This is a genomic window from Providencia sp. wls1914 (assembly GCF_009706645.1).
Taxonomy (GTDB): domain Bacteria; phylum Pseudomonadota; class Gammaproteobacteria; order Enterobacterales; family Enterobacteriaceae; genus Providencia; species Providencia zhijiangensis.
In genome coordinates this window covers 23,241-47,778 of the sequence record NZ_WLUN01000013.1, presented here as the reverse complement: position 1 = coordinate 47,778, position 24,538 = coordinate 23,241, and the positions used below count along the sequence as shown (strand labels likewise).

The following is a 24,538-nucleotide window of genomic DNA, read 5'->3' as shown; positions in this document are numbered from 1 at the left end:
CCTGATCTTGTGCTGTTGGCAGGATGCCACCCCGCTTCTCGTGAACGGTTAACAAACTGCGCTGGATTTCCTGTAATAAAATTTCAGTCGGCTAGAATTATGTTTTGTGATGCAGACCGCGAATTTCACCCTGTACCCTATATTCATATCAGAAAAAAAGCGCTTTGGGTGATTTTTCTGAAATTTAATTACAGCACTATTTTTATTAATTTTTCTTATTTAAGTATTGCGTCAGCGCAATCTATCGTCGATTCAGCACTTTTAAGTCATGAATCTTATTTAAGAATAAAATAGGAATGGGAAAATTTGAGAAATGAAGAGAACGCACGAGTTTATCTACCCCGTGCGTTGCTGATTTTATAAAAGCTGAGAAAGTCGATTCAAGTCAGATTGGATAGCGCCAGCGGTCACATCGCGACCTGCTCCCGGTCCGCGGATCACCAATGGGTTATCACGATACCAACGGCTTTCAATGGCAAAAACGTTATCCCCCGGTAATAAAGAGGCTAACGGATGCTCAGGTTTAACCGCCTCGACACCCACTTTTGCTTTACCTTTCACCGCATCAAACCGCGCTACATAACGTAGCACTAATCCTAGCTCCTTCGCGGCTTCTAAGCGCTGCTGCATCTGCTCGTTAATCACGGCGCTATTTTCAAAGAACTCATCCAGTGAGCCCGTTTCCGCTTGCGCTGGCACTAATGATTCCACGCGCACGTCATCCGGTTCGATATCATAGCCCGCTTCTCGCGCTAGAATAATGAGCTTGCGCATCACATCTTGCCCAGATAAATCGATGCGAGGATCCGGTTCTGTTAATCCTTGCTGCCAAGCTTGCTCGACAAGCTCACTGAAAGGTACAGAGCCATCAAATTGCAAGAATAACCACGATAATGTGCCGGAGAAGATCCCGCTGATCGCCAGAATCGCGTCACCGCTTTCTTTGAGATCGCGCACGGCGTAGTTGATCGGTAACCCAGCTCCAACAGTCGCGTTGTAGAGCCAATGGCGCCCCGTCTTCGCAAACGCATCACGAATATCACGGTATTGCTGAGTCGGCGCAGCCCCTGCGAGTTTGTTTGCACTGATAACGTGGAAACCGTAGCTCGCAAAATCCACATAACTATTGGCGAGCTCGCCGCTGGCGGTGACATCCAACACAATCAGGTCATCATAAGGGTGCGCTCGCATCCATAAAAACAGATTATCGTCTTGGTGCTCAACTGCTTCGTCATCAAAGAAGGCTAATGCGCGGCTTGGGTCAATACCTTGGTAATTCAATAAACTGCGGCGGCTATCTACCACGCCCGCCAAGACAAAATCAAAGTCACTGCGAGCAGAAATATTTTGCTGCTCGACCGAAAATAGTTCTAACCAACGAGCACCAATATTACCTTTACCAAACAACACTAAGCCAATGCGCTTTTCGGCGCGGAATAAGCTTTGGTGCATGCCTTGAATAATATGCTCAGTTTGATTAGTACGCAGTACCGCGACTAAGCTAATGCCATCTTCTGAGTGCCAGATAAACTCAACCGGCTGCCCTTTGAGTTCTTCATAAAAGCGGTGGCTGTGCAGCGGTTTTTTACACACGCCAGCACCAACCAGAGCCACCAGTGAAAAACCTTCACGTAATGAAAGAGACCCCGGCAATGCCGCTTCTTCCAACACATTCAATGCACTTTCGACCACTTCCGAGGTGTAGCACAGTTGCAAGATAGCACGATCATGGTGAACACCTCGCGCCAGAGGGCGAAGTTGTACGCGTTTTAATAATAAATCCACATCCTTGCAAATTTGGTTAAAATCGCGCCCTGCGGCAATTCGCAGCTCAATTAAGCACACATCGTTATGGCTGGTGACAATTTTTGCCCCTGTACCCGACGCTAATACACGCTCAATTTTGGTGGAGCCTTGTTCCGGTTGGTAGCTACAGCGCAGCTGCAAATCAATGTTGCTGACAGAAACCGGCTGCAAAGTACGCGTATGTAAGACAGGTGCGGCAAGGCGTGCCAATTCACTGGCTTCATCTAACCGCAACAATGGTAGCAAGCACGCATCTTTTACTTTGCGAGGATCCGCGCTGTATACCCCTGCCACGTCACTCCAAATGGTGACTTTGCCGACATCTGCTAATGCCCCAACTTGGGTAGCCGAATAGTCGCTGCCGTTACGCCCCAATAAGACGGTTTCACCTTTTTGGTTGCGGGAAATAAACCCTGTGACCACAAGGCGGCGCTGGGGATGTTGCACCAATAATTGCTGTAAGAGATGGCGGGATTGAACCTCATCCACCTGTGGTTGCGCGGCTCTTTCTGCGCGCAAAAATGCACGTGCATCTAACCAAGCGCTTGCCATATCAAACTGTTCAAGCACGGCGGACATTAAACGTGCTGACCAGATTTCACCGTGCCCCACGACTTCTGCGTAAGTGGCATCATTGATAGGTTTATCCAGTAGCCCGCTGAGGCGTTCTAAATCCGCAACAAATAGCTGATTGAGCTCATCGGCCTTCTCTTCAGGAAGTAGGCCGCTAATCAAATCTTGCTGGTAGCGGCGTAGCGCTTGCTGTACTTGATGGGCAGAAATACGATCACTCTGGCTCAGTTTAAGCCAACTTATCAGCTGGTTTGTGGTACTCCCTGCCGCAGAAACAACCATTAAATCGCCGGGTTGGCTGTAGTTCGCCATAATGGTGGCGACACGCTGATAACATTTCACATCAGCTAAACTACTTCCCCCAAACTTATGTAACTGTCGGTGACAAGGGATCACCTCAAATGCTGTTATTGCACTCATCAAAAACTCCGCTAACGTTATGACGCAACCTTAAATGCGTGGCTTAAATCTGCGATAAGATCCTGACTATCTTCAAGACCAACTGAAATGCGCAGTAAACTATCAGTAATACCTGCTGCGGCTCGCGCTTCAGGGGACATGCCTGCGTGGGTCATGGTCGCCGTATGGGAAATCAAGGTTTCTACACCACCGAGAGATTCCGCTAATGTAAACAAGCTCAGCGCCTGTAAAAACTGACGAAGTTGCGCTTCATCGCCTGCAAATTCAAAACTTAACATTGCACCAAAGCCAGATTGTTGCGCGGCGGCAATGTGATGTCCCGGATGATCACTCAAGGCAGGATAATATATTTTCTTCACCAGCGGCTGAGTTTTAAGATATTTTACGATTTCACCTGCATTATGCTGCTGCTGTTTTATACGAGGCAACAGTGTTCTCATACCTCTGAGTAACAGGTAGCTATCAAATGCACCGCCAGTGACACCGATATTATTCGCCCACCACGCTAATTCTAGAGCCCATTTCTCTTCTTTTGCAATCACAGCACCCGCAATAATATCTGAATGACCATTGAGATATTTTGTACAAGAATGTACAACAAAATCAGCACCTAACGCTAATGGTTGCTGTAATGCAGGGCTTAAAAATGTGTTATCTACCACCACCAAAGCCCCTGCTTGGTGCGCAAGCGTCGAAATATGTTGGATATCGTAAATTCTCAGTAACGGGTTGCTTGGGGTTTCGATGAGTACCAGTTTGGGTTTTCTCGCTAATGCCGCTTGCAACGCAGATTCGTCGCCTTGGTCAACAAATTCAACCTGATAAGCCCCTTTTTGGCTCAAGCTGTTAAATAAGCGGTAGCTGCCGCCATAACAATCGTGAGGGGCAACGAGTAAATCACCCGGCTGTAATAATACCGTGCATAATAGATGGAGAGCCGACATCCCGCTGTTAGTCATTACGGCACCACTTCCGCCTTCTAGCTGTGCCAGTGTTCGCTGCACAATATCTCGCCCAGGATTGCCACGACGGGAGTAGTCATGGGTTCTCGGCTCATTGAAATCCGTAAAATTATAGGTGCTAGATAAATAGATGGGAGGAACAACGCAACCAAATTGCGAGTCTTCATTGAGTCCATTATGTATCGCGATAGTGGATGCTTTGTATGTCATGAGTGTCTCTCCAAGTATGGGATAGCTCAAATCATACTCAAAGCAAATTTAGCCGTCAACATGTCCAGACGTCTAAACCTCTTTACGTTTATAACAACTAATGGAATAATCAGCCATAATAATTATGTGCCAATGGATAGTTAGACCACATTACCGGCATATAAAAAGACTTAATTTATTGATTTTAATATGCATTAAATAATAACTTAAGCCCTTTATTCTTAACCCGTATGCTGAGTGTATCTTGAAAAAAATTCATCTTCAGGATCAGGAAACTGACACTCGTATATTATTTTACTATCAATGAATATATCCAAGGTATCTCATGGCTGAATGGAACGGTGAATATGTCAGTCCGTATGCTGAACATGGCAAAAAAAGCGAGCAAGTCAAAAAAATTACAGTATCGATTCCTTTAAAAGTACTGAAAATTTTAACTGATGAACGCACTCGTCGTCAGATCAATAACTTGCGCCACGCGACTAACAGTGAATTACTGTGCGAAGCCTTTTTGCATGCGTTTACTGGTCAACCGCTGCCGGATGATGATGATTTGCGTAAAGAACGTAATGATGAGATCCCTGAAGCAGCAAAAGAAATCATGCGCGAGCTGGGTATTGACCCAGAAACTTGGGAATATTAATCCTTCTGCGTCTTTCTTTAACACTCGGCTTACTGATGTAGGTCGAGTGTGACTTATCTTAGTCACCTATTTCACCTAAATAGCACTCTTACCCGCTGATCCCCCCATCATTTATTTTCATTATCTTCATGCTGTTAAGCAATTTCATTTGTTGCCGATAACCAATATACGCCTTTTGCCATGGATTAATCTTTTGGGCACTTAATCCGTCAGATAAAGCGCGATTTTTCTTTCCTCTAAAGACTATTTTTACAGCTAAATGCTTAATTATATTAAAAAACAATAAAGCCTGCTGTATATCAAGTTTTATAGGGATCCTGCATAGATAAATTAAATAGTTATCTATACTCATATTGCGTGATCCGAATACATAGCTAAATGGAATTTATAATGAAAAAAATTATTGCCGTATCTCTACTCAGTTTGGTGTCTAGTGCTGCCTTTGCAGGGGCAGAAAGCCTGTATGTCTCAGGTAAAATCGGGGCTTCAATTGTCCAAGTTTCCAATCAAAAATGGGAAACCAGTGATAACGAATTTGAAAAAACCAATCTCGGAAATACCAATGATTCTGTTTTCGGTGGCAACATTGCCGTCGGTTACGACTTTTCGAAAACCACCACGTTACCTCTGCGTACTGAACTTGAATTTGGTATGCGAGAAAAAGCATCCACTAGCCATAATCTCAACTCTTTCAATGACCAAAAGGGTTTCAGCAGCTCCGATGATGTTAAAACTGATATCACCTTAAATACCGTGATGATCAATACCTATTATGATTTCAAGAATGACACCAAATTTACGCCATATGTCAGTGTTGGGTTAGGTATGGCAAGCATTAACCACAAAATGCGTTATGACTATAATGATCATGATGTCGGTTTAAACCAGTTCACCCACGAGAAATACACTAAATCCAAAACCACCACTAACTTTGCGTGGAGCGTCGGTTTAGGTTCACAGTACAGAGTGAATAATCACGTTTCATTAGATATGGGATACCGCTTCTTAGATGCAGGAAAATCTGAAGCGAGTTACTACGCAGATAGCCAAGAAAACACCTCAAAAGTGAAAGTCAGAAGCCATGACATTATGTTTGGTGTAACTTACCGTTTCTAAGGATTTTCAGTGAGCACCTTAATAAGTATTATTGAGGCGCTCACTCCAAAGCCAAATATTAAATCTAGATATTCATATTAAGGTAAACATTTAATCTTTAATATGTTGCGTTTTCAGCATTAAAAACCAAAAAATATTCGTTTTATTCTCACTTTTTAGCTCAATACCTCAAAGTTTCTTACACTGACTATAGCCCTTCCCGCATCACTTATACTCCAGTTAGGTTTCTGTCTGAAATAATTAACTGGTGCTTAATAATGAAAAATTTACTTTTAGCCTTGAGTTGCTTGTTGTTTGCTAATTTAGCAATAGCATCCAGTAATAACGGTGTGTATATATCAAGTAAAATTGGTGTATCTGTCTTGAATATATATGATTCTAAATTCGAATACAGCGATGAAAAAAAGTCCGATTATAAGATGCTGAAGTTTAATGATAAAAGCCATCCCGCTTTTGGTAATTTTATCGGTATTGGCTACGATTTTTATAATCAATTCTCTGTGCCTATCCGTACAGAGTTAGAAGTGGGTATGCGAGGAAAAGTGAGCAACACCCATAGCCTTAATGCACTTTCCACAGTTCCAAATAGTTCAGCTGATATGAAAAACGAAGCCACACTGACAACTGTCATGCTGAATAGCTACTATGATATGAAAAACCAAACTGCCTTCACGCCATATATCTCCTTTGGGCTAGGTTTAGCAAGTACGCGATATGAAATTACACAACGATCAGAATTCGAAATTTTTGGCCTTAAACAACGTTCCAATCAATCAAAGTCAGATAGAATCAATAAGCTAGCATGGAGCATAGGATTGGGTAGCCGATATGCCTTCAGTGATAATCTCTCATTTGACTTAGGTTATCGGTTTACTGAGGCGGGGAAATACAAAATTTCCATGCAGAATGCTTTCAACAAAGATGGTACTGACACCTCAACCATAAACCTCGCCAGCCATGACTTTATGTTTGGCGTCGCCTACCGTTTTTAATCACTCAATTGGCGGATTTTAGGCAATAAAAAACCTGTTCAATTGAACAGGTTTTCTTACTGAATACGTTAAATCAACTTCAACGTGACAGGTTTTATTACTTTTTAGCACCTGGGATGCTGAAACGCTGGTTGAAGCGATCAACACGACCACCGGTAGCAACATCACGTTGTTTACCAGTATAGAACGGGTGGCAGTTACCACAAACGTCCAGGTTCAGAGAGTGACCAGCTGTTGAGTTGATTTTCATTACGTTGCCGCAAGAACAAGTTGCAGTAACTTCTTCGTATTTAGGGTGAATACCTTTTTTCATGGGAGAACCTCTAATAAGGCCGTGTCGCCATTCCAGCCCTAACGCCGGACACCACACGTCGTGTTGATTAAATTTAGTTTATTGGCAAAACAAAATTAATTGATACCAAAGGCGGCGGATCATACAGAAAATCTGTTTATCACGCAATGAAAATAGCATGATTTTTGTGGTACTCTAACAGAATACCCTCATCTTTTTGTACAAAAAACAGACGGAAATCCAGCTATGATCGTCGTTCAGGTGGCGTTACCTGTTCCTTTAAATCGCACATTTGATTATCTCTTGGGTGCAAATATGCCAGTCCCCGTCATCGGTGGGCGAGTCATGGTGCCTTTTGGCAAACGCCAAGCCCTTGGTGTGGTTGTCAATCTGAGCGATAAAAGCGAGTTTCCCGAAGACCAACTCAAAACCGTGGAGCTAGTATTAGATTCACAAACTCTGTTCCCCGATGATCTCTGGCAACTGCTGCTGTGGTCATCTCAATATTACCATTACCCAATTGGCGAAGTGCTATTTCACGCGATGCCAACCTTACTGCGCCAAGGAAAACCCGCTGAGTTTACCCCGATCTGGCAATGGCAAGTGACTGAAGAAGGTCAGGCGGCGGATCTGAATGAGCTAAAACGATCCCCAAAACAGCAGCAAGCGCTAGCGCTATTACGCCGCCGTCCGGTTTATCGCCATCAAGTTGGTGAGCTTGAAATCAGTGAAAGTGCTCTGCAAGCATTGAAGAAAAAACAGTATGCCGAGTTGTACCCAGTTCAACCAGTTGCAGAAAAATGGCAATCACAGTTTGCCGTGAGTGGGGAACGTTTACGACTCAATAGCGAACAAGCCACCGCTGTAGGCGCAATTCGCGCAGAAGATGATAATTTTTCGCCGTGGTTACTGGCGGGGATCACCGGATCGGGAAAAACCGAAGTCTACCTGAGCGTGTTAGAAAATATTCTGGCTCAAGGTAAGCAGGCGCTGGTATTAGTCCCCGAAATTGGCTTAACACCTCAAACCATTAATCGCTTCCGTGAACGCTTTAATGTACCTGTCGATGTTTTGCACTCTGCGCTCAATGACAGTGAGCGCTTAGCGGTTTGGCTGCGCGCCAAGCAGGGTTCTAACGGCATTATCATCGGGACGCGCTCTGCCTTGTTCACGCCATTTGCCCGCCTTGGCATCATTATTATCGATGAAGAGCATGACAGTTCGTATAAACAGCAAGATGGCTGGCGCTATCATGCCCGTGATTTGGCGGTTTTCCGTGCAAAAAAAGAAAATATCCCAATTATCATGGGAACTGCGACGCCATCACTCGAAACACTGAGCAATGTTCAACAAAATAAATATCGCCAATTAAATCTCACTATCCGTGCAGGAAACGCCCGTCCCGCTGAGCAGCATTTGATTGATTTAAAAGGACAGCCACTTAAATTTGGGCTGTCCCATTTACTGATCCAACATATTAAAAATCATCTCGCACAAAATAATCAGGTGATTTTATTTTTAAATCGCCGAGGTTATTCGCCTGCGCTTATCTGCCATGAATGTGGCTGGATAGCGGAATGCCAGCGTTGCGACCATTACTATACGCTGCACCAAAATTTTCATCAGCTACGTTGCCATCACTGTGATAGCCAGCGCCCTGTCCCACGCCAATGCCCACAATGTGGATCAACGCATTTAGTCCCTGTTGGGATGGGAACCGAGCAACTGGAAGAAGGGATTTCCGAGCTATTTCCAGATGTACCCGTGACTCGTATCGACCGAGATACCACCAGCCGTAAAGGCGAACTGGAGCAACATTTGAACGCTGTGCATGAAGGCGGCGCACGAATTTTGATCGGTACACAAATGCTGGCGAAAGGACACCACTTTCCTGATGTGACTCTCGTGGCATTGCTGGATGTAGACGGCGCCTTATTTTCAAGTGACTTTAGAGCTGCCGAACGTTTTGCACAATTATATGTACAGGTCTCTGGACGAGCGGGACGAGCAGGCAAGCAAGGTGAAGTGTTCTTACAAACTCACCACCCTGAACACCCTCTTTTGCTGACCTTACTAGAAAGTGGCTATAACGCCTTTTCTGCAGAAGCCCTTGAAGAGCGCCGAGTGGCAATGCTTCCACCGTTTACTAGCCACATTCTTATTCGATCTGAAGATCATAATAATCAGGATTCAAGGCAGTTTTTACAGAATGTTCGCCAATATATTAGCCAGCACCCACAAAGTGACTCGCGCTTATGGATTTTAGGCCCTGCACCGTCCATTCAAGCTAAACGAGGCGGACGTTTTCGCTGGCAACTTTTATTGCAACATCCATCACGCGCCTATCTCCAGCAGTTTACTGCGCAATTATTACCTGAGTTACTAAAACAACCGGAAAGCCGTAAGGTAAAATGGAATATTGATGTGGATCCTACGGACGGTTAACAGCACTAACTTACCCTAAAAACGGGTACTGTAACTCACTGACTCCAATAACTAAACCATCATTTTTTCCATAAACGCATGGATTAAGAATTTGGATTAAGTGGTTATCACTATAACTATTTTCAAAATTTGCGAGGCAGCTCTAAAAAATGATGCAAGTCACACTTTTTATGCAAACTAGGTAACAGATATTATTGTGAAACTCTTTAGAATGTCTTTTAATTAGCAAAATGACGTGTTTGCGCCATTCAAAAAAAAGCAATCGATTAAATAGACAAAGGAAGGCGTTGTGGAAAGTAAAAAGCACAATAATACGGCGACCATGAAAGATGTCGCGAACGCAGCAGGCGTATCAACAGCCACCGTTTCTCGGACATTGATGAACCCTGAAAAAGTCTCCCTACAAACACGTCAAAAAGTTGAGCAAGCCGTCTTAGACGTTGGCTATTATCCTCATAACCTCGCCCGCAGCTATAAACGCAATGAATCCAAAACTATTCTCGCGATCGTCCCAGACATTAGCGATCCCTTCTTCAGCGATGTGATCTGCGGCATTGAAGAAGTGGCAGCCCACGAAGGTTACTTTGTGCTCATTGGTGACTGTAAACATCAGCAGAAACAAGAAAATGCCTTTATTAACCTAATAATTACCAAACAGATTGATGGCATGGTTCTGTTGGGCTCTAACTTACCGTTTGATGTCTCAACCGAAGAACAAAAAAACCTACCGCCAATTGTGATGGCCAACGAATTCGCGCCGGAATTAAAACTTCCAACGGTGCATATTGATAACCTCACCGCGGCATTCAATGCTACCCACTACCTGCTAAAACAAGGTCATAAACGTATTGCTTGTATCGCAGGTCCTGAAGAAATGCCACATAGCCAATACCGTTTAGAAGGGTATAAAAAAGCGATGTTACGTACTGGCGAAGGGCTGAGAGAGAGCTATATTGTGCGTGGGGATTTCTCTCATGAAAGTGGCGCCGAAGCATTAAAAACATTACTTTCTTTACCAGAGCCACCAACTGCCGTTTTCTGCCATACTGATATCATGGCATTCGGTGCAATGTGGCAAGCGAAGAAAATGGGGCTAAAAATTCCCGACGATATCTCTTTTGTCGGTTTTGATAACCTCGAGCAAGCCAAATATACATTACCCGCACTGACGACCATCAATCACCCTCGCAGGGAAATTGGTCGCCACGCGATGCTATTATTACTAGAACAGCTACACGGAAATAGTGTCACCGCAGGTTCTCGTCTCCTAGATTCTGATTTAATCGTGAGAGAGAGTACAAAAGCGCCTAAATGCTAGGCAAAATCGTTAAGGTTAAGTAACATATGACCTAAATAACGATTAACAACTGACAACTAGTGAATTAATAGCGTGGCACAAAAAGATTATGTAGCTCGAGGACGGTCGTCCGCTCGTAAAAAAGGCAAAGGCAAATCGAAGAAAGCCCAAGGGCTACCACTAACCACATTAATTGTGGCGGTCGCTATTGTGGTGTTATTCGTGGGTGGCCTATTTTTTATTACTCATAATAAAAAAGAAGCGCCTCAAACTGCACTCCCCACTCAAGCTGCAAAACCGGGTAGCACCCTGCCACCTAAACCCGAAGAACCTTGGCGCTATAAAAGGGAGCTGGAAGAGCCTTGGCAAGATTACACTTCGCCATCGCAACCGACCACAGGTAGCGGCAATATTCGTCAGTCTGATCTCACCACCGAACAGCGCCAGTTGTTAGAGCAAATGGATTCTGATCGTCGCCAGCCTGTGACCAACCTGCAAGAAGTGCCATTTAATGGTAAGCCGGTACCGCGCTCACAAGTGGTGATCAACGAACCTGCTAAGCCAGTTGAAACTCCGACCCAACGCAAACCGTCGATTATTGAGCCAAAACAGGAAACACGCCCAGTTGCGCCAGTTCAGCAAGCTCAGCCTGTCGCAAAACCGGAAGTGAAATCTGAGCCTAAACCAGAGACAGCTCCGGTGAATAAAATGCAGAATATGCTCGTGCAATGCGGTTCATTTAAAACGGCAGAACAGGCTGAATCAGTACGTGCCACTCTCGCATTTGCGGGTATTGAAAGTCGCGTCACCGCAGGTGGTGGCTGGCATCGCATCGTATTAGGCCCATATTCTAAGTCTACCGCTGAAAACATGCGTGACCGTGCAGCAGGCGTTGGCGTGAGCGGTTGTATTCTTCGTGCTTCTGGGGGTTGAAAAATCCCCCCGTCCCCCCCATCTACTGTTTTAACGTACTCGTAAGCAGTTATTTTTGAGTTCAATCTCTTTCAAGTGATAGTGAATAGACCACTATCACTTGAAATTTATCTATCAAAAAATGAAATCAACTGCATTCTTTTTGTAATACAACCAGGGGCTAACTCATGACAACAATCGTAAGTGTTCGCCGTAATGGCCAAGTTGTAATCGGTGGTGATGGACAGGCGACGATGGGTAATACCGTCATGAAAGGCAATGTCCGCAAAGTACGCCGTTTATATAACGACAAAGTCATTGCAGGATTTGCCGGTGGCACCGCAGACGCATTCACTCTCTTTGAACTGTTCGAGCGCAAGCTTGAACTCCATCAAGGACACCTCACTAAAGCGGCGGTGGAATTAGCCAAAGATTGGCGTACCGACCGCATGCTGCGCAAATTAGAAGCGCTGCTTGCCGTCGCTGATGAACACACTTCATTAATTATTACGGGTAATGGTGACGTCGTTCAGCCTGAAAACGACCTGATTGCGATTGGCTCCGGTGGCCCATATGCACAATCCGCAGCACGCGCCCTTCTCGAAAATACAGACTTAAGCGCTCGCGAAATCGCGGAAAAAGCCCTCGCGATAGCGGGAGATATCTGTATTTACACCAACCATAATGTCAACTTTGAAGAAATTTCTTCAAAATCATAAGGATTGCTAGCATGTCCGAAATGACTCCACGCGAAATTGTCAGCGAACTCGACAACCATATTATTGGCCAACATAAAGCTAAACGTTCTGTTGCTATTGCCCTGCGTAACCGCTGGCGCCGTATGCAGTTAAATGAGCATTTACGCCATGAAGTAACCCCAAAAAACATTCTGATGATTGGTCCTACCGGGGTAGGTAAAACAGAAATCGCACGCCGTTTAGCCAAACTGGCAAATGCGCCATTCATCAAGGTTGAAGCCACTAAGTTCACGGAAGTGGGCTATGTAGGTAAAGAAGTTGACTCTATCATCCGCGATCTTACCGATTCTGCGGTAAAAATGGTGCGTTTACAGTCTATCGAGAAAAACCGTTATCGTGCCGAAGAGATGGCGGAAGAACGCATTCTTGATGTGTTGATCCCACCAGCAAAAAATAACTGGGGACAAGCAGAACCTGTTGATGAGCAATCACCAGCACGCCAAGCATTCCGTAAGAAATTACGTGAAGGCCAGTTAGACGATAAAGAAATTGAAATTGAAGTTTCCGCAGCACCAATGGGCGTTGAAATCATGGCTCCTCCGGGCATGGAAGAGATGACCAACCAACTGCAATCTATGTTCCAAAACTTAGCAGGTCAAAAACAGAAGCCTCGTAAGATGAAAATCAAAGAAGCTTTTAAACTGCTGGTGGAAGAAGAAGCGGCAAAACTGGTTAATCCTGAAGAGCTGAAAGAACAAGCCATTGAAGCCGTTGAACAAAACGGTATCGTGTTTATTGATGAGTTCGATAAAATCTGTAAACGTGGTGGTCAAAGTTCAGGTCCAGATGTGTCCCGTGAAGGGGTACAACGTGACCTGCTGCCATTAATCGAAGGCTGCACCATCTCAACTAAGCACGGTATGGTGAAAACTGACCACATCCTGTTTATCGCATCTGGGGCATTCCAAGTCTCTAGCCCATCTGATTTGATCCCAGAATTGCAAGGTCGTCTGCCAATTCGAGTTGAGCTCCAGGCTCTAACGACTGAAGATTTCGAGCGCATCTTAACTGAGCCTAATGCTTCTTTGACTGAACAGTACAAAGCGCTGATGGCAACAGAAGGTGTTAGCGTCGAATTCACCGCGGATGGTATTCGCAAAATTGCAGAATCTGCATGGCAAGTGAATGAATCAACCGAGAATATTGGTGCGCGTCGTTTACATACCGTGCTAGAACGTCTGATGGAAGATATCTCTTTCGACGCCAGCGAGCGCGACGGACAAAGTATCACAATCGATGCTGAGTATGTCCGCCAGCACTTAGACGAACTGGTAGCAGACGAAGACCTGAGTAGATTTATTTTATAATCTTATTAATTATCAGGTTTTCATGTATCCTTAATGGATGTTAGCTAAAGTGCAGCAATCTTGCTGCACTTTTGACATATAAAATCCAACTTAATAAGAACATTTACTCCCAATAATTCAAACGGTCACTCAGCAGCAAAGCCACGTTACCCATTGAAATATCACGAGTACGGTGAATAAATTACATGAACTCATCTTCAATCAGCCGCAAACAAGCTTGGCTAGAAAGTTTACGACCAAAAACCCTGCCATTAGGGGTGATTGCCATCGTCACTGGATCCGCATTGACCTATTTCACGGGTAACTTTAAGTGGCCGGTCGCTCTGCTTTCTATTATCACAGCGGGCTTATTACAAATTTTATCTAACCTCGCCAATGACTATGGCGATGCGATTAAAGGTTCAGACACCGCTGAACGCATCGGGCCTCTGCGCGGAATGCAAAAAGGCGTTATCACCAAAGAAGATATGAAAAAAGCGCTGAAGCTGAATATCTTCGCGGCTTGCCTTTCTGGCCTATTGTTGATTATTGTCGCGTGCGAAAAACCAGAAGATGCCATCGGATTCCTTGGCTTAGGGTTAGTGGCTATCGTGGCTGCCATCACTTATACCGTCGGTAAAAAACCTTATGGCTACCTTGGCCTTGGGGATATTTCCGTTCTCATTTTCTTTGGCTGGTTAAGTGTGATTGGTACTTTTTACCTACAAGCGAACAGCTTTAATATCATCACTGTCCTGCCAGCAACAGCTTGCGGTTTACTGTCTGTGGCTGTTTTAAATATCAACAATATGCGTGATATTGAAAATGACATTAAAGCGGGTAAAAATACGTTGGCAGTGCGCTTAGGCCCACAAGGCGCGCGCATGTACCACGCCATTATTATCATCGTCTCCATCTTATGTTTGGTATTTTTCAATTTACTCTATTTAACAGGTTGGGCGGGCTGGTTATTCTTATTGGCGGTGCCAATGCTAATGAACCATGTGCGCAAAGTCCTTTCTGATCCTACCCCTGAAGGGATGCGCCCAATGCTAGAAAACATGGTGAAAATCGCTTTAGTCACCAACGTTTTATTCTCCCTCGGGGTTATCCTGAGTAAATAGTCTCAATTATTTGCTGTTTTTTTGACTTTTCCCGCTTATTTTCTGGCGGGAATTTTGCCAATCAGTGACTAAAAGGGATATACTGACCTTCCTCTTGCAGCAAAAAAGACCTAAATCCTATGAAATATGATACTTCCGAACTCTGCGACATCTACCAAGAAAGCGTTAATGTAGTAGAACCTTTATTCTCCAACTTTGGTGGACGTACTTCATTTGGCGGTCAAATCATTACAGTAAAATGCTTTGAAGATAATGGCATTCTGTATGATTTGCTGGAAGAAGACGGCCATGGGCGCATCTTGCTGGTGGATGGCGGTGGTTCAGTGCGTAAAGCACTGATTGACGCTGAACTCGCTCGATTAGCGGTAGACAATGGCTGGGAAGGTATTGTGGTTTACGGTGCCGTCCGTCAAGTGGATGCATTAATGGAGTTAGATCTCGGCATCCAAGCTGTTGCTGCAATCCCTGCGGGTTGCCCTGACGAAGGTATCGGCGAAAGCGATATCCGCGTTAATTTTGGCGGTGTGACGTTCTTCTCCGGCGATTATCTATATGCCGATAACACAGGCATGATTTTATCCGAAGAACCACTGACCCAAGCAGCTAACGACGATTTCGACGAAGCCATCGACGAATAATCCCCACCAAATTCCATAAAAAAGGCAGATATCACTATCTGCCTTTTTCTTTTCTGCTCTGTTTTCTATTTTCTGTTTTTCACTTCTTTCAGAAAACAAACGTCTAAATACCTCTAAATAATTCACATTGTAGGTAGGCGGCAAACGAAGGTATTCCTAGGAGCATACAAAAGTATGTGACTAGGATAACTGAGTGCGGCCAACACCCCTACAATGCGAAGTATGACGAGGAAATTAAACTTCTTCCATCTTGCCGAGAAGCGTCCGTAACCTCTCCTGCCAAGTTGCCTGCTCTTGCTTCAGCTGTTCATTTTCACGAACCAGTGATTCAGTACCTGATTTGTTGGTTTGTAACTCTTGGCTTAATGCACTGTTTTGTTCTTTCAGTTCATCAATTTCCATCTGCATTAATGCGATGGTATCGATGGCTTGCTGAACTTTGGATTCTAGTTTCTCAAATACTTCAAATGACATGTTCGGATCTCCCTTTATAAGCGCTTTCCCCCGATTGTAAGTAGCATGATCCTCTGTGTCCAGTGACTTACACTTGATTACAAACATTATTCTTTTAATTGTTTCGACCGTGACTATTCAAATGTTTGAATTCGACCTTAAAAATGATTGTTTGTTTTCGTTTTTTGGTGATTTGACACACAGTTTTCACAAATCGCAATATTCGATTATCTTTTTTCTCGCTAAATTAACAGAATAAATTTTCGCGAAGAAAATTTTACTCGTGCAAAACGCCCCCTATATTGACTATTGCAGGATGAATAATTATGAGCAAAATGACACCTTCAACACTGACTGGTCAGTGTATATCGGAGTTTCTTGGAACTGCTCTGTTGGTTTTTTTTGGTTTAGGATGTGTCGCAGCTGTACGTATTGCGGGTGCCCAGTTAGGCCTTTGGGAAATTAGTGTGATTTGGGGCTTCGGCGTCGCGCTGGCAGTTTACCTAACTGCGGGCATCTCTGGCGCTCACTTAAACCCTGCCGTCACATTAGCATTATGGTTATTCGCGTGTTTCGATAAGCGAAAAGTAGTTCCTTACATTATCGCTCAAATGCTCGGGGGCTTTTGTGCTGCTGCCCTAGTTTACTCAATGTATTCCCCTGTCTTTTTCGATTACGAACAAGTTCACCATATTGTTCGTGGCACGCAAGAAAGTTTATTTACTGCGGGTGTCTTCTCAACTTACCCTGCGCCACAAATCAGCGTGCTCCACGCATTCTTTATTGAAGTGGTGATTGCCGCCATTTTAGTCTGCTTAATTTTAGGTTTAACCGATGATGGTAACGGTGTTCCTAAAGGTCCATTAGCGCCATTATTGATTGGTATCTTAATTGCGGTTATCGGCGGCTCTTTTGGTCCATTGACTGGATTCGCCTTAAACCCAGCGCGTGACTTTGGCCCGAAAGTCGTGGCTTATTTAGCCGGATGGGGTGATATTGCCCTGACAGGTGGACGTGATATTCCTTATTTCCTTGTCCCATTGACTGCACCGATTGTTGGTGGTTTGCTAGGGGCATTCGGTTATCGCAAATTAATTGGTCGCCATCTGCCTTGCATGACTTGCGAGTCTGATGAAGAAGAGAAAAAATCCTCTTAATACCGTTTCTTATTTCCAAAACTGGGTTTACTTAAAACCAGATTAACCCATTGCTGAACAGGTTTAAATTATGACAACAGAAACCAATATCGTTAAAAAATATATTGTCGCTCTTGATCAAGGCACAACCAGTTCGCGAGCTGTCGTTCTCGACCATGATGCAAATATCGTCAGTATTTCCCAGCGCGAATTCACGCAAATTTACCCAAAACCAGGCTGGGTAGAACATGACCCAATGGAAATTTGGGCAACACAAAGTTCGACTTTAATTGAAGTTCTCGCTAAAGCCGATATTCGCACCGATGAAGTGGCGGGTATCGGTATCACCAACCAACGTGAAACCACAATTGTTTGGGAAAAAGCGACAGGTAAACCCGTCTATAATGCGATTGTTTGGCAATGCCGCCGTACCGCTGACTTTTGTACTCATTTAAAAACGAACGATAAAGAACTTGAAGAGTATATTCGCCAAAACACAGGTTTAGTGGTCGACCCTTACTTCTCCGGTACCAAAGTGAAATGGATCCTCGATAACGTCGAAGGTGCTCGTGAACGCGCAGAAAAAGGTGAATTACTGTTCGGTACTGTCGATACTTGGTTAGTTTGGAAAATGACTCAAGGTCGCGTCCACGTCACTGACTATACCAACGCTTCTCGAACCATGTTATTCAACATTCGTAATTTAGAGTGGGATGACAAAATCCTTAAAGCGTTAAATATTCCTCGTAACATGCTGCCAGAAGTCCGCCCTTCTTCTGAAGTTTACGGACAAACCAACATTGGGGGTAAAGGCGGTACGCGTATCCCAATTTCGGGTATTGCGGGTGACCAACAAGCGGCACTGTATGGTCAATTGTGTGTAAAATCCGGCATGGCAAAAAATACCTACGGAACTGGCTGCTTCTTATTAATGAATACTGGGGATACTGCCGTTCGTTCCAATCATGGCCTATTAACCACCATCGCTTGCGGCCCTAAAGGCGAAGTGAACTATGCCCTTGAAGGTGCGGTATTTGTGGGCGGAGCTTCTATTCAGTGGCTACGTGATGAACTGAAACTGATTGATGAATCCACCGACTCCGAATATTTTGCGACTAAAGTTAAAGACAGCAATGGCGTATATGTTGTGCCTGCCTTTACAGGTCTTGGTGCACCTTATTGGGATCCGTATGCGCGCGGCGCTATCTTTGGTTTAACGCGTGGGGCAAACCGCAACCACATTATTCGTGCAACATTGGAATCTATCGCGTATCAGACTCGCGATGTCCTCGATGCGATGCAAGCCGATTCTGGTGAACGCCTAAAAGCATTGCGTGTGGACGGTGGCGCCGTTGCGAATAACTTCCTGATGCAGTTCCAATCTGACATTCTCGGCACCTCTGTCGAGCGTCCTGAAGTACGCGAAAGCACAGCGCTGGGTGCGGCTTACTTAGCGGGTATCGCCGTTGGATTCTGGGAAAGCTTGGATGAGCTGCAAAGTAAAGCCAACATTGAACGCGTATTTAAGCCAGGTATTGAAACCACCGAGCGTAACTATAAATACGAGGGTTGGAAAAAAGCGGTCGCTCGTGCTCAAGAGTGGGAAGATCGCGCTTAATTTTTCGGTATCACGACATATATTGCTAAACAAGCAGTCAAAGCAGTGCTCCGGCACTGCTTTTTTTATGAGGTTTTCCCATCAAACCACACCGGTAATTAGCTAATAAATAAAAAGGCAATTATCAGACGAATAATAAATTAGAAAGAAGTCACCCGCTTATCTAGAATTCACTCCCGCAATAACTTTTTATGAATAAATTCGTTCATAAACAACCATTTTCATTTTTTGGAGCTTTGGTTATGGATAACCGCAAAAAATACCCTTTTAACACCACCAATTCGCGCACTGTACAACTTATCTCTCATGCCCAACAACAAGGACATCTCCAATTTGGTAACTACAACGCACGAGGGCGTGTCGTCAGAATTCATACAGACAGCTTTTTTCTTGATGGATTAAGTGCCAATCCTCAACAAACCCACTCAGGGCGAGCCGCATTTGAACTGACAAATTGGTTAATGGATAAGCCTCGATTATTTGGTGAGCAGCGCCAAAATTACTTACTAAGTACCTTGGATAAAAATGATTTTTCCGGTTTCGCCTTCCACCCACAGCATGGGTTATGGGTGGATAGCTTCCATTCCTCTCATCAATGGCGTGATGGTGAACCTCGTTCCCAAGCGCAACTTGCCGATGCACTTCTACCTAGTGGGCAGTGGCATCGCCACTACGATACCGTCATTCTTGCCAGCGATGCCAATGACCAACAAGTTGACATTATTCGCCACTGGCTGGAGCTAACCGGCGGCAGTGTCATTATTATTGAGGATGACGAGAAAACGGTTTCACTGCCCATTCAGCAGCTACTTAACGAAGTAGAAAATATCGATATTAATAACGTTTCTCAGCCAACCTACTCCTCGCTCCAAAAGCCAGGTATGCAGGTAACAGCCTACCAATCCACATCCCATGGAATAGAAAAAAATACCTTCACCATCTCTAACTTGACTCACTATGCTAGCGGCTTACCTGAAAGCTCATCATTCACCGTTTGGGTCTATGAAGGAACTCTCACTGTACCGAAATCTGAAAATATTCGCATTTATCTGGACACGTTGTACCACAGTGAAGATTTTACCTTCGAGGTCAACCAACAGACTCAAAAAATGACTCAAGATGATGAATTTGCTGAAATTATTATCCCGAAGTCGAAAGCTGATCAGCAAATACCGTTTAAAATCTCCACGACAACCGGGGGACTGCCGCCAGAAATACGTTTAGGTTGGGGTTTCCCAGATGATGATGAAATCCAATTTATCCCTGACCATGCTATTCATCACGCTTCGCAAACAACGTCGAGTTTGCCCTCATTAGCACCATTACCTAAGCTGCAAACGACATTTAACGCCCACGGTTTTCAACAGCGTGTTTCACTACCCGCTTTATCAATAAATACGCTGACATTAACCGAAGAGACGTTGCAAAATAGCCACTATTTTTCGATGATACTCAACAGCTCACGAGAAACTATCGCCCTACGTCTGGATGATATCGAATTTTCCCGCCAAGATTCTTGGGATGCGCTCGCCTCAGAAATCGAGTTCCATGTTAATCAACAGCTGGCCAGTCTTGAATTGCCATCTATTTCCATGCGTTATGCAAACCACCAGATAGTCATTGATTGTAATGGTATGCAGGTTTCACAGTTTCAGCTGAAAAATCAATCTACTCACCCCATTCTCATTGCTAAAAACCCAAATGGCGTCACCAACCAATTCGTCATTGGAGCAATAATTGGCAACCTTCCACATCACGAAGAAATCGACTATTTCCAATTGATTGAAGCACCGTTATTTGGGGAAGTTGAACTTAATAAAGATACAGGCGAGTGGCAATATCAACCAAATAGCTACCAAGCGTTTAAAGGACATGACCAGTTTGATGTTGTGGCAGTGATGAAAAATGGCGCTATTTCTGCCCCCATGTCAATTCAATTGCAAGCCGAAGATGCCCCCCAACTTTCTATTCCTGGGCAACGTACATTTTCACTACCCGACCCCATTTACCACCAGCCAGTTCCGAATGATATGCAGGTTCATGGTATCCAGTTAGCGCAGACGCATTTATTATCGCCAAATTCCCCTTATTTTGGTTTAACCGCCAATCGCTGGGCATTACTCAAAGTCGACATCACCAGCCAAACCGCCAGAAATGCCCCTGATATTGTCGCGATAATTCGCAATAAACAAGGTGACGAACTGGAGCGTATTGTTTTGACAGGCCCAATAATGCTTCCCTCGCAACTAAACGAGAAACCGACGACACCGAGTATTGATGCTCAACATTTTCATCACCAAAGTTACACCGCCCCCATAAAAGGCAAATGGGTACAACCAGGCATGCAAATCCAGATAATGGCTGGAGATCAACCCATCATTCAACCATACACCAATGCTGAAGGGCTTTTTTCACCGACAATAAAGTCTGTTACCCCGATGACGGCTCACGTCACGCATGCAAGCTTATATCGTGACGGGCATGGGATTTATAATTATTCGCCACTGAGTTGGGGATTAGAGGCCACCGCCAAGCTGCCAACCCACGAATTCACACTATTTAGCTACCCATCACTGAGCCAGAATATGGGACTTTATCCTTATATTGTTAAGGATAAAAAAGGCTATATAGACACCTCAACGTTAGTGCACCCTCAGTATGATGCCCCTAAAAACATTCCAGAAGCATCGATGTCCCAAATTGATTGGGCCTATTCGGATAGCCAAAGAGCCGCACGACGCACTCGGCTCTATTCCGAATTTTTCTACTCTTCCATTGAACATTTAGCCATGTCAGGGGGAACCGCGCGAACCATTGGGCTCGCAACTCACAACTTTGGAGGGGGGATCACCAAACCCAGCATTCTGTGGCATGAAGTTTTTGGACATGGGCTAAGTTTAGGGCATACCACAAAAGAAGGTTATCCCTATCACCCTGAAAATCATGGTGAAAATATGGCATTTGACCAATATCGTCAGCAATACACGACGTATCGCCAACAAAATCAAACTGATGAAATCATCCCTGCGATGTACCCCGCCGATTACCCACATTACACCGATCAGTATGATGCTTTTCTCGCCCATTCAGATTATTTGACCCAGCAGGCGCAGGACTTTCTGGCCAATATTGATGAAAACGCGGTAGAGCGTAAATACCAACCCGTCTATCAACTAACGGGGATTTTTTTGCCACTATCGGACGGAAAATTACACCCCTATAGCTACCTAACCATCACTCAAACCATCGGACATGTGATCCAAAAAGATCATTTCGATTCCCCGCATAGTTTGACGATCACTTATGTCACGCCATCCGGATTACTCACTGAAACCCTCAAGGTTTCACTAAAAGGTAATGAAATCAACCTCAGTATCGCCAATAAAGGGGAGTTAGTTAGCCTAGATATCCTCAAAACTGAAAATGGCACAGAAACCACGGTTTATCAGTATAAAAATCCAGAATCGCTGGCAAATCGCTTATTTATTTATGGGGATGGAAAAACAATACCAGAAAACTTACAGATGGATAATTATTGGCGCGGCAGCAAACTGTTTTGGTCGGTGAGTGAAGATAACCAAGCTTTGTGTGCAAAATGGGTCGAAAATGGGCGATTAAACCTGCAATACTTTTCATTAGACCCATCGCAGCCCCTTGTGGATACTAAAGCAACATTTATTCCCCTCAATCATTTTGATTTATATGAGGAAAACTCATCCACATCACTCCCTCAACTGGCAGTCCTATCCGATGTTCAGTTACTGTCTGATGTGCAACTGAATCAACAAATTGATATTGGCAAATTAGCATCATCGAGCAATACCTACTGGGCAACCATCTGTCTTTACGATGAGCAAGGTAAAATTCAAGAATATGCACCTATAGAGCCTTGGTATCTTTCAGATCAAGATGGCATTTTGACGGTAAAAGGCACGCTAGACAGTACTCCAGATTTACACGTTGCAGGGATCAAAGTGTATATCGACCGACATTTGCAGGACGATGTTGAAGCTAGCTCTGTATGGATACAGCAAAATGACCAAGGCACTCTTGCAGAAAACCGAGAATTTCTCAATTATGACCGTCCCGTGGAATTTAATGCACTGATTTCACAGATGGTGGGAATGAAAGAAGACGCTATCCATGCACAACAGAATGCAGCCCAATGGGTTGAAGCTACGCAATTTATTCCATTAGTCGCATAATAAATCAGGGGGCTTACTTGCCCCCTGAACATGAATATTAAACCATACGCTCGGTATGGCTCATTCGGCGTGCCAGCGGTAACCAACACAGCACCACCAACATCGACATCAAGAACATCAGCAAGCCAAGGCTAAACTGGCCATTTTGTGGCATCAATGCGGAAACCCACGTTGCCACACCAGAACCCACGTTCTGTAAACCACCGACTAATGCCCCCGCAGCCCCCGCTAAATAGGGGAAAGGTTCCATCGCACCAGTAGTCGCCAACGGGAATAACATCCCTGCACCAAAGAAGAAAAGCGCAGCAGGCACCAATAATGTCCATGTGTTCATGATGCCAAACCAACCCGGCACCCACATCATGATGCCCGCAGCCAGACAAATCAGTACCGACTGCCACATCAAGGTGGAGAAATTCTTACCTTCACGCCCCGCATACCAAGCACCAAAGAATGCCGCAGGAATAGGCAGAATAAACAGAATACTGACAGTAATGCTACTTAGCCCTAAGACGCCGCCCATCAATACACCACTACAGGCTTCGAAAACTGCGATCCCAGCAAGTGCACCAATCAGCATCGTCAAATACGACAGAAACGAACCGTTAGATAATAATTCACGGTATGACGCCACTAAATTATGCTTTTCAGGTGAAATAGGACGAGTTTCTGGCATCCAGCGATACATACTGAACAACACCCCGCCACCCAATAGGAATAAGAAAATATAACAAGCGTGCCAGCCAAAGAAGTGCGCCAGTATCCCACCAAACATAGGCGCTAACAGTGGGCTCACTAACACCCCCATATTGAGCAGACTATTGGCGTAACGTAGCGCGGTGCCTTTATACAGGTCGCGCGGCATGGTTCTCACCATCACTCCCGCAACCCCTGTACCTAAACCTTGTAAACCACTCGCGACTGTCAATACAGTCAATGTTGGGGCAAAAATGGCGACAATCGTTGAAACTAAGAAGATAGATAACCCAGCTAAAATCACCGGACGGCGACCAATTTGGTCAGATAACGGACCATATAGTAGCTGGGAGAAACCATAAGAAAACAGATACGCCGCCATAACGCGCTGTACGGCACCCGAAGGCTCGCCGAAATACACCGCAATTTCAGCAATAACAGGGACATAAACAGTTTGAGTCATTTGCCCAACCGCAGCGAGGGCAATCAACATTAATAACAGATTAAAATTTTCAAGCTTTCTCATTTTGCTCTCAGACACTCACAATTCCTGAGCACACAATAGCGCCGCATTATTAAAGTTTAATAACACGAACGCTTGCACTTAGGATTAAATAATAGATTTTTGTTCGTTGTTTTGCCCATTACATTGGAATTATATAACTAGCAAACAATTGATGTTGTTCTTGTGTGATAAAGATAACAAAATTTATGAATTTTTCGAGGTAGAACACCATTTTAATTTACTTCGCGTTGGCAGTAATATTCGCCACCTCTGTCAACTTAACTGTACATTAAAATTACCAAACTCCCCATTTGCAGAACAATCCACTAAAACACTTTATCGATAAGCATAAACAATGAACTGATCTAGTATGAAATCCTATTAAGTTCAGCAATGTATATCTTAAATAATTCACACTGTTGAATACTTTCTCTGAGGTTTTTTCGATAAG

The 24,538-nt window shown here is 44.4% G+C and carries 18 protein-coding genes and 1 pseudogene; 13 read left to right on the top strand and 6 right to left on the bottom strand.

What is annotated here, in order from left to right; all coding sequences use genetic code 11:
* Nucleotides 1–357: 357 nt before the first annotated feature.
* Together GKR74_RS08735 and metB are read right to left on the bottom strand one after the other, a co-directional pair.
* On the bottom strand, nt 358–2,799 hold the full coding sequence (locus GKR74_RS08735) for a bifunctional aspartate kinase/homoserine dehydrogenase II (RefSeq protein ID WP_154603281.1): 2,442 nt from the start codon (nt 2,797–2,799) through the stop codon (nt 358–360).
* A gap of 17 nt (nt 2,800–2,816) precedes the next feature.
* A complete protein-coding gene (gene metB / locus GKR74_RS08730; protein WP_154603280.1) occupies nt 2,817–3,971 on the bottom strand; it encodes a cystathionine gamma-synthase in 1,155 nt (384 codons plus the stop codon).
* 325 nt (nt 3,972–4,296) lie between these two features.
* Here metB and metJ point away from each other — a divergent pair, with 325 nt between their 5' ends.
* Nucleotides 4,297–4,614, top strand: coding sequence for a met regulon transcriptional regulator MetJ (gene metJ / locus GKR74_RS08725; RefSeq protein WP_036950870.1), 318 nt, complete (start codon nt 4,297–4,299; stop codon nt 4,612–4,614).
* Nucleotides 4,615–4,702: 88 nt separating this feature from the next.
* Here metJ and GKR74_RS08720 read toward each other — a convergent pair whose 3' ends face one another.
* On the bottom strand, nt 4,703–4,966 hold the full coding sequence (locus tag GKR74_RS08720; RefSeq protein ID WP_154603279.1) for a hypothetical protein: 264 nt from the start codon (nt 4,964–4,966) through the stop codon (nt 4,703–4,705).
* Nucleotides 4,967–5,004: 38 nt separating this feature from the next.
* Here GKR74_RS08720 and GKR74_RS08715 point away from each other — a divergent pair, with 38 nt between their 5' ends.
* Entirely contained in the window at nt 5,005–5,730 is a 726-nt protein-coding gene (locus GKR74_RS08715; RefSeq protein ID WP_154603278.1) for an outer membrane protein, read from the top strand.
* Nucleotides 5,731–5,987: 257 nt separating this feature from the next.
* Nucleotides 5,988–6,722 carry an outer membrane protein gene (locus GKR74_RS08710; RefSeq protein WP_154603277.1) on the top strand — a complete coding sequence of 245 codons (735 nt, stop codon included), beginning with the start codon at nt 5,988–5,990 and terminating at the stop codon, nt 6,720–6,722.
* A gap of 97 nt (nt 6,723–6,819) precedes the next feature.
* Here GKR74_RS08710 and rpmE read toward each other — a convergent pair whose 3' ends face one another.
* Nucleotides 6,820–7,035: a 50S ribosomal protein L31 gene (rpmE, locus tag GKR74_RS08705; RefSeq protein WP_036950864.1), complete on the bottom strand. Its 216-nt coding sequence runs from the start codon at nt 7,033–7,035 to the stop codon at nt 6,820–6,822.
* 225 nt (nt 7,036–7,260) lie between these two features.
* Between rpmE and priA the strand changes: the two genes are divergently transcribed.
* The 7 genes and pseudogenes from priA (at nt 7,261) to rraA (ending at nt 15,474) form a co-directional block, all read left to right on the top strand.
* Nucleotides 7,261–9,459: a primosomal protein N' gene (gene priA, locus GKR74_RS08700; RefSeq protein WP_154603276.1), complete on the top strand. Its 2,199-nt coding sequence runs from the start codon at nt 7,261–7,263 to the stop codon at nt 9,457–9,459.
* Nucleotides 9,460–9,748: 289 nt separating this feature from the next.
* The gene (cytR, locus tag GKR74_RS08695; RefSeq protein WP_181477714.1) at nt 9,749–10,777 is read left to right on the top strand and encodes a DNA-binding transcriptional regulator CytR; all 1,029 of its coding nucleotides are present in this window, start codon (nt 9,749–9,751) and stop codon (nt 10,775–10,777) included.
* A gap of 72 nt (nt 10,778–10,849) precedes the next feature.
* A pseudogene (ftsN, locus tag GKR74_RS08690) lies at nt 10,850–11,734 on the top strand (cell division protein FtsN).
* Between the two features lie 122 nt (nt 11,735–11,856).
* On the top strand, nt 11,857–12,387 hold the full coding sequence (gene hslV / locus GKR74_RS08685) for an ATP-dependent protease subunit HslV (RefSeq protein WP_006660514.1): 531 nt from the start codon (nt 11,857–11,859) through the stop codon (nt 12,385–12,387).
* A gap of 11 nt (nt 12,388–12,398) precedes the next feature.
* The gene (gene hslU / locus GKR74_RS08680; RefSeq protein WP_108479178.1) at nt 12,399–13,733 is read left to right on the top strand and encodes an HslU--HslV peptidase ATPase subunit; all 1,335 of its coding nucleotides are present in this window, start codon (nt 12,399–12,401) and stop codon (nt 13,731–13,733) included.
* 185 nt (nt 13,734–13,918) lie between these two features.
* Entirely contained in the window at nt 13,919–14,836 is a 918-nt protein-coding gene (locus GKR74_RS08675) for a 1,4-dihydroxy-2-naphthoate polyprenyltransferase (RefSeq protein WP_154603275.1), read from the top strand.
* A 119-nt stretch (nt 14,837–14,955) separates the two neighbouring features.
* A complete protein-coding gene (gene rraA, locus GKR74_RS08670) occupies nt 14,956–15,474 on the top strand; it encodes a ribonuclease E activity regulator RraA (RefSeq protein ID WP_154603274.1) in 519 nt (172 codons plus the stop codon).
* Nucleotides 15,475–15,708: 234 nt separating this feature from the next.
* Here rraA and zapB read toward each other — a convergent pair whose 3' ends face one another.
* On the bottom strand, nt 15,709–15,948 hold the full coding sequence (gene zapB, locus GKR74_RS08665) for a cell division protein ZapB (protein ID WP_154603273.1): 240 nt from the start codon (nt 15,946–15,948) through the stop codon (nt 15,709–15,711).
* Nucleotides 15,949–16,253: 305 nt separating this feature from the next.
* Here zapB and GKR74_RS08660 point away from each other — a divergent pair, with 305 nt between their 5' ends.
* The 3 genes from GKR74_RS08660 to GKR74_RS08650 all read left to right on the top strand — a co-directional run bounded on the left by GKR74_RS08660 (nt 16,254) and on the right by GKR74_RS08650 (nt 22,886).
* The gene (locus tag GKR74_RS08660; RefSeq protein ID WP_154603272.1) at nt 16,254–17,084 is read left to right on the top strand and encodes an MIP/aquaporin family protein; all 831 of its coding nucleotides are present in this window, start codon (nt 16,254–16,256) and stop codon (nt 17,082–17,084) included.
* 70 nt (nt 17,085–17,154) lie between these two features.
* Nucleotides 17,155–18,681, top strand: a complete 1,527-nt coding sequence (gene glpK / locus GKR74_RS08655; RefSeq protein ID WP_132497051.1) for a glycerol kinase GlpK — start codon at nt 17,155–17,157, stop codon at nt 18,679–18,681.
* Between the two features lie 242 nt (nt 18,682–18,923).
* Nucleotides 18,924–22,886, top strand: coding sequence for a hypothetical protein (locus GKR74_RS08650; protein WP_154603271.1), 3,963 nt, complete (start codon nt 18,924–18,926; stop codon nt 22,884–22,886).
* Nucleotides 22,887–22,923: 37 nt separating this feature from the next.
* Here GKR74_RS08650 and emrD read toward each other — a convergent pair whose 3' ends face one another.
* On the bottom strand, nt 22,924–24,108 hold the full coding sequence (gene emrD / locus GKR74_RS08645; protein ID WP_154603294.1) for a multidrug efflux MFS transporter EmrD: 1,185 nt from the start codon (nt 24,106–24,108) through the stop codon (nt 22,924–22,926).
* Nucleotides 24,109–24,538 lie beyond the last annotated feature (430 nt).